This window comes from Shinella lacus, from assembly GCF_010994755.1.
GTDB lineage: Bacteria > Pseudomonadota > Alphaproteobacteria > Rhizobiales > Rhizobiaceae > Shinella > Shinella lacus.
The window spans coordinates 1-15629 of sequence record NZ_WHSB02000011.1 but is presented as its reverse complement, the minus strand read 5'-3'; the positions used below and the strand labels follow the sequence as shown (position 1 = coordinate 15629).

13 protein-coding genes are annotated in these 15629 nt (G+C 65.3%); 5 read left to right on the top strand and 8 right to left on the bottom strand.

What is annotated here, in order from left to right; genetic code table 11:
• Positions 1-2 precede the first annotated feature (2 nt).
• The 5 genes from GB927_RS24100 to GB927_RS24080 form a co-directional block, all read right to left on the bottom strand.
• Positions 3-3332, bottom strand: a complete 3330-nt coding sequence (locus tag GB927_RS24100) for a transglutaminase family protein (protein WP_256119774.1) — start codon at positions 3330-3332, stop codon at positions 3-5.
• A gap of 106 nt (positions 3333-3438) precedes the next feature.
• A complete protein-coding gene (locus GB927_RS24095; protein WP_256119773.1) occupies positions 3439-5691 on the bottom strand; it encodes a methyl-accepting chemotaxis protein in 2253 nt (750 codons plus the stop codon).
• A 187-nt stretch (positions 5692-5878) separates the two neighbouring features.
• Positions 5879-6655 carry a VOC family protein gene (locus GB927_RS24090; protein ID WP_256119772.1) on the bottom strand — a complete coding sequence of 259 codons (777 nt, stop codon included), beginning with the start codon at positions 6653-6655 and terminating at the stop codon, positions 5879-5881.
• A gap of 28 nt (positions 6656-6683) precedes the next feature.
• Entirely contained in the window at positions 6684-7418 is a 735-nt protein-coding gene (locus tag GB927_RS24085; RefSeq protein ID WP_256119771.1) for a DUF899 domain-containing protein, read from the bottom strand.
• Positions 7419-7499: 81 nt separating this feature from the next.
• A complete protein-coding gene (locus tag GB927_RS24080; protein WP_256119770.1) occupies positions 7500-7961 on the bottom strand; it encodes a MarR family winged helix-turn-helix transcriptional regulator in 462 nt (153 codons plus the stop codon).
• A gap of 84 nt (positions 7962-8045) precedes the next feature.
• Here GB927_RS24080 and GB927_RS24075 point away from each other — a divergent pair, with 84 nt between their 5' ends.
• Positions 8046-8450, top strand: a complete 405-nt coding sequence (locus GB927_RS24075) for a GFA family protein (RefSeq protein ID WP_256119769.1) — start codon at positions 8046-8048, stop codon at positions 8448-8450.
• 43 nt (positions 8451-8493) lie between these two features.
• Here the strand turns inward: GB927_RS24075 and ilvD are convergent, their stop codons facing one another.
• Positions 8494-10329 carry a dihydroxy-acid dehydratase gene (gene ilvD, locus GB927_RS24070; RefSeq protein WP_256119768.1) on the bottom strand — a complete coding sequence of 612 codons (1836 nt, stop codon included), beginning with the start codon at positions 10327-10329 and terminating at the stop codon, positions 8494-8496.
• Between the two features lie 208 nt (positions 10330-10537).
• Between ilvD and GB927_RS24065 the strand changes: the two genes are divergently transcribed.
• On the top strand, positions 10538-11575 hold the full coding sequence (locus GB927_RS24065) for a GntR family transcriptional regulator (RefSeq protein WP_256119767.1): 1038 nt from the start codon (positions 10538-10540) through the stop codon (positions 11573-11575).
• Positions 11576-11585: 10 nt separating this feature from the next.
• On the top strand, positions 11586-11936 hold the full coding sequence (locus GB927_RS24060; RefSeq protein ID WP_256119766.1) for a VOC family protein: 351 nt from the start codon (positions 11586-11588) through the stop codon (positions 11934-11936).
• 48 nt (positions 11937-11984) lie between these two features.
• On the opposite strand, the gene GB927_RS24055 is transcribed toward GB927_RS24060, so the two are convergent.
• Together GB927_RS24055 and GB927_RS24050 are read right to left on the bottom strand one after the other, a co-directional pair.
• Positions 11985-12359: a tudor domain-containing protein gene (locus GB927_RS24055; RefSeq protein ID WP_256119765.1), complete on the bottom strand. Its 375-nt coding sequence runs from the start codon at positions 12357-12359 to the stop codon at positions 11985-11987.
• Positions 12360-12539: 180 nt separating this feature from the next.
• Positions 12540-14069, bottom strand: coding sequence for a UxaA family hydrolase (locus tag GB927_RS24050; RefSeq protein ID WP_256119764.1), 1530 nt, complete (start codon positions 14067-14069; stop codon positions 12540-12542).
• 166 nt (positions 14070-14235) lie between these two features.
• On the opposite strand from GB927_RS24050, the gene GB927_RS24045 reads away from it, so the two are divergent.
• Both GB927_RS24045 and dgoD read left to right on the top strand, forming a co-directional pair.
• A complete protein-coding gene (locus GB927_RS24045) occupies positions 14236-14991 on the top strand; it encodes a FadR/GntR family transcriptional regulator (RefSeq protein WP_256119763.1) in 756 nt (251 codons plus the stop codon).
• Positions 14992-15007: 16 nt separating this feature from the next.
• The coding region (gene dgoD, locus GB927_RS24040) for a galactonate dehydratase (RefSeq protein WP_256119762.1) at positions 15008-15629 on the top strand (622 nt) is incomplete at its 3' end.

Here is a 15629-nt window from a genome sequence, read left to right as displayed (position 1 = left end):
GGCTAAATGCCGGACGGCCGGCGCAGATCCAGCGTCAGCGGGAAATCCGCCGACGGTGGTTCCGGCCACAGCGTATAGCCGCCCGCCCTGTGCCCCCAGGGCTCGAATCGCGCCAGCCGGCGCGCTTCAGCCTCGTTTCCGTTCACCGGGAAGGTGTCATAGCTGCGTCCGCCCGGATGGGCAACGTGGTAGATGCAGCCCCCGATCGCCCGCCGCGACCATGTATCATAAATGTCAAATGTAAGCGGTGTGTTGACGGGCAGTGCCGGATGCAGGCCGGAGGCGGGCTGCCAGGCCTTGTAGCGCACGCCGGCGACGGAGACGCCCTTGGTGCCGGTCGAGCGCAGCGGAACCGGCCTGCCGTTGCAGGCGACGGTGTAGCGTTCCGGATTGGCGGTCTCCAGCTTCACCTGGAGGCGTTCGACGGACGAATCGACATAGCGCACGGTGCCGCCGACCGCGCCCTGTTCGCCCATGACATGCCAGGGTTCCAGCGCCTGGCGCACTTCCAGGTTGGCGCCCTCATATTCGACCTCGCCACAGAAGGGGAAGCGGAATTCGAGCTGGGCGGCGAACCATTCGGACTTGAGGTCGAAGCCGTTCGTCTTGAGGTCCGCCAGCACGTCGAGGAAGTCCTGCCAGACATAGTGCGGCAGCATGAAACGATCGTGCAGCGTGGTGCCCCAGCGCACGAAGCCGCCATCCGCCGGGTTCTGCCAGAAGCGGGCGATGAGGGCGCGGATCAGCAATTGCTGGGCAAGGCTCATGCGGGCATTCGGCGGCATTTCGAAACCGCGGAACTCGACGAGGCCGAGGCGGCCGGTCGGGCCGTCCGGCGAGAACAGCTTGTCGATGCAGATTTCCGAGCGGTGCGTGTTGCCGGTGCCGTCGGTGAGGAGGTTGCGGAACAGGCGATCGACGAGCCAGGGCAGGGGGGCAGCACCTTGGCCTGGCGGCGGGACCTGCGCGAAGGCGATTTCCATCTCGTAGAGCGTGTCGTGCCGTGCTTCGTCGATGCGCGGCGCCTGGCTGGTCGGGCCGATGAACATGCCCGAGAAGAGATAGGAGAGCGACGGATGCCGCTGCCAGTGCAGGATGAGGCTCTTCAGCAGATCCGGCCGGCGCAGGAACGGGCTGTTGTTCGGGTTGTCGCCGCCGACGACGACATGGTTGCCGCCGCCCGTACCGGTGTGGCGGCCGTCGATCATGAACTTGTCGGCGCCGAGCCGGGTGAGGCGGGCCTCCTCGTAGGCTGCGGTGGTGATGTCCACGCAGTCCTGCCAGTTGGCGGCGGGGTGGATATTGACCTCGATGACGCCCGGATCGGGGGCGACCCGCATGACGTTGATGCGCTCGTCGTGCGGCGGCGCATAGCCTTCGATATGGACCGGCAGGCCGAGATCGGCTGCAGCTTTTTCGGCGGCGGCGATCAGGTCGAGATAGTCCTCGATGCGCTCGACGGGTGGCATGAAGACGCACAGGCGGCCGTCGCGCGGTTCAACGCTGAGAGCGGTGCGCACGGCGCCACGGATGTCACCCGTCGATCCGGCGATGTTCTGTTCGTTGCGGTCCTGCTGAGGCTCGCTCGCGCGGAGCGATGCCTGCGCCAGGGTCCTCGCCGGGGCGCTGTAGTCGGGCAGCGGCTCCCGCGGGATCGAAGGATCGGCCTGGTGGATGTAGGGATATTGCGACGGCGGCACGTAGGGCAGGGTGCCGAGCGGCATGCGAAAGCCGATCGGCGAATCGCCGGGAATGAGGAAGATCTTGCCGCGGCGGGTGCGCCACCGCTCGCTCACCCAGCGCCGCCCGCCGGCCTTGGCGTTCCATGCCTGCACCGGCAGGATGTAGCCGGTCGCGGTCGTCAGGCCGCGCTCGAAGACCTTGGCGATGCGCGCCCGCTCTTCCGGGCTTTCGAGCTTGGAGTTCGACGGGTCGACATTCTCCGGCAGGCTGCCTTCCTTGATGATCCATTCCGCCGGGTCCTCGAAGGCGGGGATGATCATGTCGGGCTCGATCTCAAGCTCCGCGGCGATGCCGGCGAGAAGCGCCTCGGCCTGTTTTTCGGTGACCTCGGTGTCGGCACCCTCCGTGGCGATCAGGTCCGGGTTGTGCCAGATCGGCTTGCCGTCCTTGCGCCAGTAGAGCGAGAAGGTCCAGCGCGGCAGGCTTTCACCGGGATACCACTTGCCCTGACCGTAATGCAGGAAGCCGCCGGGCGCGAAACGCTCGCGCAGGCGCCGGATCAGCTCGTCGGCCTTCTCGCGCTTGGTCGGGCCGACGGCGGCGGTGTTCCATTCCTCCGATTCGAAATCGTCGATGGAGACGAAGGTCGGCTCGCCGCCCATGGTGAGGCGCACGTCGTTGTCCGAAAGCACGGTGTCGACCTTGCGGCCCAGCGCATTCAGCGCCTCCCAGCTCTCGTCGGAGAAAGGCTTGGTGATGCGCGGGTGCTCGGCGACACGCTGTACCGTCATCGCGAAATCGAATTCGGTGTTCGCCTCGCCGAAATAACCGCCGCTGATCGGTGCAGCATTGCGAAAGTGCGGGGTGGCGGCGAGCGGGATGTGGCTTTCGCCGGTGAGCAGCCCCGACGTCGGGTCGAGGCCGATCCAACCGGCGCCCGGGAGATAGACCTCGCACCAGGCATGCAGGTCGGTGAAGTCGACCTCCGTGCCGGAGGGGCCGTCCAGCGCCTTGAGGTCCGGGCTGAGCTGGATGAGATAACCGGAGACGAAGCGGGCGGCGAAGCCGAGATTGCGCAGGATCTGCACCAGCAGCCAGCTCGAATCGCGGCACGAACCGAGCGCCGTCGTCAGCGTCTCCTGCGGCGTCTGCACGCCGGGCTCCATGCGGATGACGTAGCCGACTGACTGCTGGACCTGCGCATTGAGGGCGACGACCATGTCCAGCGTGCGCCGGCGCGAGCGGTCGATCGTCTTCATATAGGCTTCGAGCGCCGGGTCCATGGGCTCGGGTGCGCGATAAATCTTCAGGTCTTCGCGCAGATCCTCCGGATAATCGAAGGGCCAGTGCTCGGCCTCCTCCTCGATGAAGAAGTCGAAGGGATTGTAGACCGTCATGTCGGCGACGAGATCGACCTCGATCTTCAGCTCGGTCACCGGATCGGGAAAGACGTAGCGGGCGAGATAGTTGCCGTAGGGGTCCTGCTGGAGGTTCACGAAATGGTTTGCCGGTGAAACCTTCAGCGAATGGCTGATGACCTTGGTCTTGGAATGGGCGGCCGGCTTCAGCCGGATGATCTGGGGTCCGAGCCGGACCGGGTTGTCGTACTTGTAATGGGTGAGGTGGTAGATACCGGCCTTGATCGACATGCGCTCTCTTTTTCCCCTCGGTGACGGTCTGTTGCCGCCATCGAGGAGAGTTTGTGCAATGCGAAGAGAGATTGCAAGCGGGATCGCTGCCCACCGTCACCGTCGATCAGGCGATGGCGCGCAGGTGCGGCCTTGCGGCCGGTTGGCGGGACGTCTCGCTAGGCGTCTCGAACTGGCCGACAAGGCGCGCAAGCGTGGCGGACTCGTCGGAAAGGCGGTGCGTGACGGCGCTGCTTTCCTCGACCATCGCGGCATTCTGCTGGGTCACCGCGTCGAGCTGGCGGATCGTCGTGTTGATCTCGCGGATGCCGACGGACTGGTCGCGCGCCGCGCGCGCGATCTCCTTGATCTCCGTGTCGATCGCGTTGATCTTGCCGGCGATGTCGCGCAGCACGCTGCCGGTCTCGCGCACGAGGCCCGCGCCGCGCGCCACTTCGTCGGCTGATTTGGTGATCAGCGCCTTCACCTCGCGCGCCGCACTGGCCGTGCGCTGCGCCAGTTCCCGCACCTCCTGCGCGACGACGGCGAAACCCTTGCCGGCCTCGCCGGCGCGTGCGGCCTCGACGCCGGCGTTCAACGCCAGAAGGTTGGTCTGGAAGGCGATGTCGTCGATGACGCCGATGATGTTGCCGATCTCGTGCGAAGAGGTCTCGATCTTGCCGATGGCGCTGACGACGTTGTCGACGACCTGTTCGGAGGTGGCCGAGCTCTTCTTGGTGTCGGAGGCGAGGCGTTCGGCGACCGTCGTGCGCTCGGCGGCGGACTGTACGGCCTGCGTCATTTCGGCAAGCGCCGTCGCGGCCTCGCCCAAGGAGGCGGCCTGCCGTTCGGTGCGGCTGGAGAGCTGGACGAGCGCCTCCTGCATTTCGCTGGAATCGTCGCGGATGCGGTGCGTGTTGACGCGCACCGTCGTCATCGCCTCGGCGAGGCGTTCGATGGAGGCGTTGTAGTCCGTGCGGATGCGGTCGAGCGCGGGCATGAAGGGCGTGTCGATGCGCTGCGTGAGGTCGCCGCGGGCGAGGTGCTGCAGCGCGCCTGCCAGGCGCAGCACGGCCGCCTCGGTCTCGGCGTCTTCCGCCTGCTTGGCGCTTTCACGGGCCGCCCGTTCGCTGTCGGCCTCCTCGCGGATCGACGCGGTTTCGCGTTGCAGGCGTTCCTTTTCGATTGCGGCATCGCGGAAGACGAGCACGGAGCGCGCCATGTCGCCGATCTCGTCGCGGCGCGCCTGGCCATCGCAGGCAATCGTCGTGTCGCCGCCGGCAAGCCGGTTCATGTCGGAGACAAGAGCGGTGATCGGGCGTGAAAGGCGGCTGGCGAAGAGGAAACCGACGGCGGCCGTCACCACGAGCACGCAAAGCGAGACGAGCAGCGTCCAGTGGATGAGGCGGGTGAGGCCGGCGAAGACTTCGCTCGACGCCATGACGGCGGCGACGGTCCAGGTGCGGCCGAGGAAATCGAAGCTGGCGGCGGCGAGTTTCACCTCGCGGCCGCGATGATCGGGCAGAGTGGCCTTGGCGATCGCGCCGCCATCGGCGGCCAGAAGCTCCGGCGCGATGCGCATTGAGAGCACGTCGTTATCCGCGCCATGCGAGGGGCGGGTGAGGAGGGTGCCGTCGGCGTTCAGCAGCATGGCTTCGCCGGTCTCGCCGAGGCCGACCGGATTGTTCAGCCGGGCGGCGATGCGCTCGGTCGGCAGGGCCACGACGAGCACGCCGATCTTGCCGGCGACGGAAGCGACGGGGGCGGCGAGGAAGGCCATGGCACGGCCGGCCGGCGCATAGGCCTGGTAGTCGCCGAAGGCGACGATGGCGGTTTCCGTGCTGGGGGCCGCTTCGGCAAAGACCTTGGCAAGGCCGGTCCCGGCGAAGCGCGCGTCGGTCGTCAGGTTCGCGCCGAAATCATCGTGTTTCTTCAGCGAATAGACGATGTCGCCGCTGAGATTGACGAGCAGCATGTCGTCGAAACCCTGCGCCTCCGCCTGCCGCAGGAAGAAGCCGTGGTAGCGGCCATGCATCTGGTCGAACTTGTCGATCTCGGCGGATTTCAGATCGGCCTTGCCGCCGTAGCGCCGCTGCAGCTCGGCGGCGCGGTCGCCTTCGATCGCGCCGAGTTCACCCGAGAGATCGTCGAGCGCCTTGGCGACGACCTTCTGGCCGGCGAGGTCGCGGGTCTCCTTGACGATCGATTGCAGATACTGCGCCAGTTCGTTGCGCCGGCCGTCGGCCAGTGTTTCGAGCTTCGTCACGGCCGCCTCGGTCGACTGGCTGGCGCTGAGATAGAGGCTCGCGACGCTGGTTGCGGAAATGGCGATAACGGCCAGCAGCAGGGCTGCAAGCGAAAGCTTTATGGAAAGACGCATGGGGATGATTTCTGAAAAATACGCAGCTACAGATCATGCCGATAGCGGCTGCCAGAAAGCGCATCCTGCGGCCGGGGCGAGACCCGGTTCTGACCGTCGTCAATATGACCTTCGGTCATGACGGGTCTGTGACGGTTTTGTGAAAGCTGCGTGGAGCGGCGGGGGCCGCTCCACCTCGGTACAGGCTCTAGCGAGTCATCGAGACCAGCGAGAAATAGGCGCCCTGCGGGTCGACGCAATTGAGGATCCAGGCGCCGCCGGGCACTTCCATCGGCTCCATCATGAGGCTGCCGCCGCCATCCGTGACCCGTTTGCCCGCGGCATCGAGGCCTTCGACCACGAAATAATAGCCCCAGGCGGGCGGCATGGGCATGCCGGGCGGAGTGGTCATCATGCCGCCGATGGCGTTGCCGCCGCCCGCGGCGAAGGTCTGGTAGGTGCCCATGCCGGCCTCCGACATGTCGACGGCCTGGTCCTTGGTCCAGCCGAAGGTCTTCGAATAGAACTCCCAGGCGGTGTCGAGGTCGCCCGCCATCAGCTCGTTCCAGCCAACATGGCCGGGCGTCATCATTTCGGGCCGGGCCGGACCCTCGTCCTGGGTAGCGAAGAGCGAGAAGACGGCGCCGTGCGGATCGGCGACGACGGCGAAGCGGCCGATGCCGGGAATGTCGGCCGGTTCGCGCATGACCGAGCCGCCGTTTTGGGTGATCTCCCGGGCTGTCTCCTCGATCCGGTCGGTGAAGATATAGCCCATCCAGGCCGGCGGCATGCCGCTCGCTTCCGCCGGCAAGGCCATCATGCCGGCGATCTGCGTGTCGCCGGCATAGGCGAGCAGGTAGTTCATATCCGGCATGCCGGAATCGCGGATCGACCAGCCGACGACCGACGCGTAGAAACGCTCGGCGGCCGCGACGTCGTTCGTCATCAGTTCGTACCAGCAGAACCGGCCATAGTCCTTGTGCATGTCGTCGTTCCTTCGTTGTCTTCTGGGCTTAGTCGCAGCAGGAATGCGCCTTCGGCGCATCGTCATATTCGTCCTTGCGCTTGACGAAGCTGAGCGTTCCCGTCTCGTTGCGGCCTTTTGGCGCGCGGTCGAGGATCATCAGGGTGCCGAGCGCTTCTTCGCCACCGCGGGCATAGTCCGAGTAGGTGTGGTAGACGATGCCGTCTTCGTCCTTGAAGAAGGCGCTGAGGCCCGGAAGCTCGTCATGCGCATCGGCGGCGTCGGTCTCGCGGAAGTTATACATCACCTTGCCGCGCGCCAGCTCCTCCTTGGTGAAGGAGACGTGGTAGTCGAAGTTGAAATCGCTGCCGAAGGACGAGACCCAGGGGAATTCCCAGCCCATGCGCTTCTTGTAGGCCTCAAGCTTTTCCAGCGGCGCGCGGGCGGCGGCGATCATCGTCACGTCGTGATTGTTGAGATGCGGCAGCATGCCGTCGATATGGTCGGCCATGAAGGAACAGCCGGGGCAGCCGGCATCCCAGTCCGGACCATACATGAAGTGGTAGACGATGAGCTGGCTGCGCCCGTCGAACAGTTCCGCCAGCGTCCTGCGGCCTTCCGGCGTTTCGAAGGTGTAGTCCTTCTCCACCTTGACCCAGGGCAGGGTGAGGCGCTCGGCGCGCACCTTGTCGCGCAGCTTCGTCTCTTCCTTCTCCAGGGCCAGCAGGGCCTTGCGGGCGGCGAGCCATTCTTCCTGGGATACGATCTCGTGGTTCGGTCTCATGCTCGGGACTCCTCTTTCACGGGCTTTCGACAAATAAGTTGGTATCAACATTTATCGCCCGTGTCAAAGCGTCGACTTGTTTCAGTCGTCCGGCACGGACTGTTTCTCAACGGCCTGTAACGCCGTGATGACGGTCTCGGTTGCTTCGCGGAGCTGCTTTTTATCGAAGAGTTCGCCGAGCGCGTTGGCCCAGACGGCCTGGCGGGCCTTGATGGCGTCGAGCGTCACCTTGCCCGCCTCGGTCAGCACCATCAGCTTGGCGCGCTGGTGGGCGGGGTTTTCCGCATAGAGGATCAGGCCGTCCTTTTCGAGCAGGTCGGCGACGCGCTGCACGCCCTGCCGCGTCATGCCGAGCGCGCGGCCGGCGTCCGCCACGGACATCGGCGCATGGTCGGCGGCGGCGAGAACCTGCCAGCGCGCGCTGGTCTGTCCGGCGGGTTTGGCCAGCGCATCGCCGGCCGTCTGCAAGTGCCCTGCAAGGCGCAGCACGGAAATGGCGAAGGCGGCGAACGCGTCGCCGGCGGGGGTGCGATCCGGATTCATATTGACAACATGTTGTCATTCTGCAAAAGTGAATTTGACAGCATATTGTCATTTATGGGCGCGTGGCGCAAGCGAGGAAACATCATGTTGAAGACCTACAAGGGAAGCTGCCATTGCGGAAAGATCCGCTATGAGGCGGATATCGACCTTTCCGCCGGTACGGGCCGCTGCAATTGCTCGATCTGCTCGAAGAAGCGCTCTTGGGGCGCCCAGATCAAGCCGGATGCCTTTCGCCTGCAATGCGACGAGGCGGATCTCGGCGACTACCAGTTCGGCACGATGAGCGCGCACCATCACTTCTGCAAGACCTGCGGCGTGTCGCCCTTCGGCAAGGGCTATGTCGAGGCGATCGGCGGGGAGTATGTCTCGATCAACGTCGCCTGCCTCGACGATATCGAGCACAGCGAGCTTGCGGCACTGCCGGTGCAATATTTCGACGGGCGGAACAATGCCTGGTGGAACACGCCGGAAGAGACGCGCCATCTCTGAGACGAGACCGGGCGCGAGGGAAACCTGGCGCCCGGCAAAACGCTTATTCCGGCAGGATGCGCACGGCGCCCTTGTCGGCGCTGGCGGCGAAGGCGGCATAGGCCTTCAGCGCCGTCGTGACGTTGCGCTTGCGCGGTGCCGCCGGCTTCCAGCCGAGCTTGTCCTGCTCGGCACGGCGCACGGCCAGCTCTTCCTCCGAAACCGCGAGGTTGATCGTACGGTTCGGGATGTCGATCTCGATGAGGTCGCCCTGGCGCACGAGGCCGATCGTGCCGCCCTGGGCGGCTTCCGGCGAGGCATGGCCGATCGACAGGCCCGAGGTGCCGCCGGAGAAGCGGCCGTCGGTGACGAGCGCGCAGGCCTTTCCGAGGCCCTTCGACTTCAGGTAGCTCGTCGGATAGAGCATTTCCTGCATGCCGGGGCCGCCCTTCGGGCCTTCGTAGCGGATGACCACGACGTCGCCGGCCTTCACCTCGTTGGCGAGGATGCCCTTGACCGCCGCGTCCTGGCTTTCGAAGACCACTGCCGGGCCGGAGAACTTCAGGATCGATTCATCGACGCCCGCCGTCTTCACGATGCAGCCGTCGAGCGCGATGTTGCCCGAAAGCACGGCGAGGCCGCCGTCCTTGGAGAAGGGGTGTTCGACGGAGCGGATGACGCCGTTTTCGCCGTCCGTGTCCAGTTCGTCCCAGCGGGCCGACTGGCTGAACGCGACCTGGGTGGGGATGCCGCCCGGCGCCGCGCGGAAGAAGGTGCGGACCGTTTCGCTGTTGGTGCGGGTGATGTCCCAGCGGTCGATCGCGTGGCCGAGCGTTTCGGCATGCACGGTCGGCGTGTCGCGGTGGATGAGGCCGCCGCGGTCGAGTTCGCCAAGGATGCGCATGATGCCGCCGGCACGGTGCACGTCTTCCATGTGCACGTCCTGCTTGGCGGGGGCGACCTTGGAGAGGCAGGGCACACGACGCGACAGCGCGTCGATGTCGCTGAGGTCGAAATCGATGCCGCCTTCATAGGCGGCCGCGAGAATGTGCAGCACGGTGTTGGTCGAGCCGCCCATGGCGACGTCGAGCGACATGGCGTTCTCGAAGGCGCGCTTGTTGGCGACCGAACGCGGCAGGATGCTTTCGTCTTCCTGCTCGTAATAGCGCCGTGCGAGATCGACGATCAGGTGGCCGGCCTCGACGAAGAGGCGCTTGCGGTCGGCATGCGTCGCCAGCGTCGAGCCGTTGCCGGGCAGCGACAGGCCGAGGGCTTCGGTCAGGCAGTTCATCGAATTGGCCGTGAACATGCCGGAGCAGGAGCCGCAGGTCGGACAGGCCGATCGTTCGATGACCTTGACGTCCTCGTCGGAAATCTTGTCGTCGGCGGCGGCAACCATGGCGTCCACGAGGTCGAGCGCAACCGTCTTGCCGTGCAACACGACCTTGCCGGCCTCCATCGGGCCGCCGGAAACGAAGACGGCCGGGATGTTGAGGCGCATGGCGGCGTTCAGCATGCCGGGCGTGATCTTGTCGCAGTTCGAGATGCAGACCATGGCGTCGGCGCAATGCGCGTTTACCATGTACTCGACCGAGTCGGCGATGATTTCGCGCGACGGCAGCGAGTAGAGCATGCCGTCATGGCCCATGGCGATGCCGTCGTCGACGGCGATCGTGTTGAATTCCTTGGCGACGCCGCCGGCAGCCTCGATCTCGCGCGCGACGAGCTGGCCGAGGTCCTTCAGGTGCACGTGGCCGGGCACGAACTGGGTAAAGGAGTTCACCACCGCGATAATCGGCTTGCCGAAATCCGAATCCTTCATGCCGGTCGCGCGCCAGAGGCCGCGGGCACCGGCCATGTTGCGGCCGTGGGTGGTGGTTCGGGAGCGGTATGCGGGCATGGTTCCATTCCTTGACATAGGACGTTGCTCGCATATGGCCCTTCTAGGGCCGGATTGCGAGCCTTGAGAGGGTTTCCCTAGCGCAAAACGCCCCGCGCGTCACGAAAGGAATGACGATTTTTTGACAGTGCGGCGCAATTTCCTTGCTGCCTGCCGGCGCCGGACATGACCGTTGTCGGCATAAGGCATTCATGCCATGGTCCGCGCCATGAACGAAGCGGGTCAGGTTTTGGCGGAGACGGGCGCGGAAAGCGCCGAAGCGGCGCTCGACAAGAGCCCGCTTTACCTGCGCATTCGCGACGTCTTGGCCGAAGCCATATCGGCCGGCCGCCTGCCGAGGGGCGCGCTGCTGCTCGAAGGCCCCGTCGCCGGCGTTTTTGCCTCCACGCGCACGCCGGTCCGCCAGGCCTTTGCGCTGCTGGAGGCGGCGGGTTCGATCCGGCGTTTCGATGGGCGCGGTTTCCTCGTGGGGCAGGGGCGCAGCGGGCCGAAGCGCGTAGCGCTGACCGCCGAGATGCTCGGCCTCGACGAGGAGGCGCCGGGCCTGCGCAAGGCGCCCGGCTGGGAGGCGATCTATGAGAGCCTGGAGCGCGAGATGGTGCATATCTCCGTCTTCGGCCGCCACCGGATCAACGAGGTGGAGCTGGCGCGTGCGCGGGGCGTCGGCCGGCAGGTGGCGCGCGATGCGCTGACGCGGCTCGAAGCGCTCGGCATCGTGGAAAAGGACGAGCGCATGCGCTGGACGCTGGTGCCGCTCGACGAAAGCCGCATGCGCGACCTGCACGATATCCGCGTGGCGCTGGAGCCTCTGGCGCTGACCCGGGCGGCCCCCTTCATCCCGCCCACCGAGCGTCGTGCGATGACGCATCGGCTGGAGGAGGCGCTGGCGGTCTATCCGGACCTCTCCGTTCCGGCGATGGACGATCTCGAAACCGACCTGCACATCACCTGCCTCGGCTACTGCCCCAACCGGGAACTGCTGATCGCGCTGCGCCGCGCGCGGTTCATGCTGAATGTCAGCAAGCACATCATCGGCGTCTCGCACCGCATGCCGGAAAGCGAGCCCTTCATCGCCGAGCATCTCGCGGTGTTCCGGGCGCTCGACGTGGACGACAGCGCGCGTGCCGCCGAGACCCTGCAACACCATATTACCGTATCGCTGCCCAAGGTCATCCAGCGCGTCGCGGAACTGCGCGCGGCGCACCGGCCGGATATGCCGGTCTATGCGAGCCCCATTGCGCGCTGAGGAGGTCGTCATGAAGGTCAAACGCATCGTCGCGAATGTCGAAACAGCCGACCCGGCCGCCGTCGCGAAATTCTACGGCGACGTTCTCGGGCTCGATCTCCTCATGGACCATGGCTGGATCGTCACCTACGGCACCGGCGGCACCATGCCCTTGCAGGTGAGTTTTGCCTCAGAGGGCGGCTCCGGCACGCCGGTGCCGGGCCTTTCGGTCGAGGTGGACGATGTGGAGGCGGCCTATCAGGCCGCGCTGAAAGGCGGTTACGCGATCGAATACGGTCCCGCGGACGAGCCTTGGGGCGTGCGGCGCTTCTTCGTGCGTGATCCCGCCGGCACGCTCGTCAATATCCTCATGCACGCGTGACGCTCGAATCTGGGGGCAGGTCGAACCCACCCCCTTTTTCCAAGCCTTTTATTGCGTGCGACAACGGCCGGTCTTGGTCGTTTCCTTGTCGCCGTCATCATAGGCGATGCCGATCTTCTCGCCGGCCAGCGACGCGATCGTGCCGCCGTACCATTCGCCCTGACCCTTGTAGTTGCATTCGACCTTCATGCCGATCATCCAGTCGTAGGGCCGGACGTCGTTGACCGATACGGTTTCCCGGTCGCCATCGTCGTAGCGAATGGTGATCTGGCCACCGCCGATTTTTTCGACGACCCCCGGGAACCAGTAGCCGGCGCCCTTGTAGTTTCCGAGTACCCAGTCGCCCTTCGTCTGGGCGTGAGCGATTGCGCTACCGCAAGAGAACAGGCCTGCGGCAAGCACGAACATCACCAGTTTCTTCAAGAAAGTACTCCTCTGGGCTCTCGCCCGTCCTCCCTAACCAAAATGGCTGGGGAAACCGCACCAGGCATGTTTGGTAACGGCATTACCAGAACGGTTTGAAACTGCTGATAATTCACTGTTTTATAATGGATATTTCAGGGGAGATTTATTCTCGTTGCTTGGTGTGTTTTGGAGGCCGCTTCAGGTAATGGCGCCGACCTGCCAGGGGACGAATTCGTTGTCGCCGTAGTCATAGGCTTCGCTGGCCGTCTTGCGGCCGGAGGCGGTGTCGATGACGAATTCGAAGATGCGGCGGCCGGCCTGTTCGATCGTCTCCGTGCCGTCGACGATCGTGCCGCAATTGATGTCCATGTCTTCCTTGATGTGCTCGTACATCGGCGTGTTGGTGGCGATCTTGATGCAGGGCGCGGGCTTGTAGCCGGAGACCGAGCCGCGGCCGGTGGTGAAGGCGACGAGGTTGCAGCCGCCGGCGATCTGGCCGGTCACGGCGGCGGGGTCGTAGCCCGGCGTGTCCATGAAGACGAAGCCCGTTTCCGTCACCTCCTCGGCATATTCGTAGACGGCGTTGAGCGGCATGGAGCCGCCCTTGGCGACGGCGCCGAGCGACTTTTCAAGAATGGTGGTGAGGCCGCCGGCCTTATTGCCGAAGGAGGGGTTGTTGTTGAGCTCGGCATCGTTCCTGGCGGTGTAGTCGCGCCACCAGTCGATGCGGGAAAGCAGCTTTTCCGCGACCTCCGGCCGGGCGGCGCGGCGTGTCAAAAGGTGTTCGGCGCCGTAGATTTCCGGCGTTTCGGAGAGCACGGTCGTCGCACCTTCCTTGACCAGGAGGTCGGAGGCGACGCCGAGCGCCGGATTGGCGGAAATGCCGGAATAGCCGTCCGAACCGCCGCATTCGAGCGCCAACCTGATGCCGGAGAGCGGCTGCGGCGAGCGGCGGATGCGGCCGACATCCGGCAGCATGTCGTCAATCATCGCGCAGGCCGCCTCGATCGTCTTGCGCGTGCCGCCCTGTTCCTGGATCATCATCTTGCGGAAGGTCTTTCCCTCCTCCAGCCCGGCCTCTTCGACGAGCGGGCCATATTGGAAGGTCTCGCAGCCCAGCCCGATCATCAGGATGCCGCCGAAATTCGGGTTGCGGGCATAGCCCTTGAAGGTGCGCGTCAGGATGCGCCCGCCTTCGGATTTCAGATTAAGCGCACAGCCGCCGCCATAGGTGAGCGCCACCACGCCGTCGATGTTCTCATGACCGGTCTCGCGGAATTTGCGGGCATAGTGCTCCGCCACATAACGCGAGACCGTGGCGGAACAGTTCACCGTGGAGAGGATGCCGATATAGTTGCGCGTGCCGATGCGGCCGTTGCCGCGATCATAGCCCTCGAAGGTGCGGCGCTCGGCCTCCGGCACCATCACCGGCGGGGCGTTGTCGACGCAGAATTCGTGTTTCAGCGCGACGTCGAGAATGGCGAGGTTCTGCAGGTGCACATGTTCGCCGGGATGGATCGCCTTCGTCGCATAGCCGATGATCTGGCCGTATTTCAGGATGGGCGCGCCTTCGGCGATCGCTGCCAGCGCCACCTTGTGGCCGCGCGGTATGCGCTCGGCGGCCGTCACGCCGTTGACGAGCGCCCGCCCGGCATCGACGTTGCCGGGAGCGACCCCGACATTGTCTTTCGCATTGAGGACGAGAACGGCGGGAAGTTCGGCGAGCATGGCGGCTCCTGCGGTTGGGTTCGGCGCATTATGCACTCTGTCAGCAAAAGTCAATATCAGGAATTTTGCGCACCGACGAGGCCGCGCATCTTGGCGGTTGCCATCAATTTGTCGTATAATTGTTGATTAATTGTATGATGATTTAGCATGGCTTGCGGGAGGCACTTTGGCGGACAAGGCAACGAGACAGGCGCAGCGGTCGCCGGCGCGCCGGCCGCGCGTGCGCCATAACGTGACGGCGGCGATCGGCGCGGATATCTGCGGCGGGCGTTTTCCGCCCGGCACGATTCTGCCACGCGAAAGCGACCTTTGCGAGACCTATGGTGTCAGCCGCACTGTCATCCGCGAATCGCTGAAGGTGCTGGAGACCAAGGGTCTCGTGCGCGGCCGCCCGCGGGTCGGTACGCTCGTCTGCGACCGGGCGGAATGGAACGTGCTCGACGCGCAGATCCTCGAATGGATGGGGCCGGACGTGCTGTCGGCAGAACTGCTCGGCTCGATCCTCGAAGCGCGCCGCACGGTCGAGCCCGCTGCCGCCTTCCTCGCAGCCTCGCGTGCCACGGCGCAGGAGATCGCCGACCTGGAACGGGCCTGCGATGACATGGGCGATGCGGAGGGGGACCTGGAAGCCTTCACCGCCGCCGATGCCCGCTTTCACGAGACACTGCTGAAGGCGAGCCACAACAAGGTTTTTCACCAGCTCTCCTCGATCATCCACGCAGCACTCTCCTATGCGCTGCACGCGTCCAACCGCGCGGCGGTCAAGCGCGATGAGGCGCTGGATGTGCACCGCGAGCTCGTCGATGCGCTGCGCCTGCGCGATGGCGCGCGGGCGGAAACCTGCTCGCGCCACATTCTCGAGCTCGCCGCACGCGACCTCTCCCACCTGATGGGCGATGCCGGCGATTTGAAGACACACTGACGAGGGACGGAAACCCATGAAGATCACGAAGCTGACGACCTATATCGTGCCGCCGCGGTGGCTGTTCCTGAAGGTGGAAACGGACGAGGGCATCGTCGGCTGGGGTGAGCCGGTGGTGGAAGGCCGTGCGTTGACCGTGCAGGCCGCTGTGGAAGAGCTGTCGGATTACCTCATCGGCAAGGACCCGCTGCTGATCGAGGACCATTGGCAGGTCATGTACCGCGCCGGCTTCTATCGCGGCGGGGCCGTGCACATGTCGGCGCTCGCCGGCATCGACCAGGCGCTGTGGGACATCAAGGGCAAGGCGTACGGCCAGCCGATCCATGCCCTGCTCGGCGGCCAGGTGCGAGACAGGATCAAGGTCTATTCGTGGATCGGCGGCGATCGCCCCGCCGACGTCGCCAACAATGCCCGCGAGGTGGTCGCCCGCGGGTTCAAGGCGATCAAGCTCAACGGCTGCGAGGAAATGCAGATCGTTGATACCTGGGACAAGGTGGAGAAGGCGGTGGAAACCATCGCGACGATCCGCGAGGCGGTCGGCCCCTATATCGGCATCGGCGTCGATTTCCACGGCCGCGTGCACCGGCCGATGGCCAAGGTGCTGGCGAAGGAACTCGAACAGTTCAAGCTGATGTTCA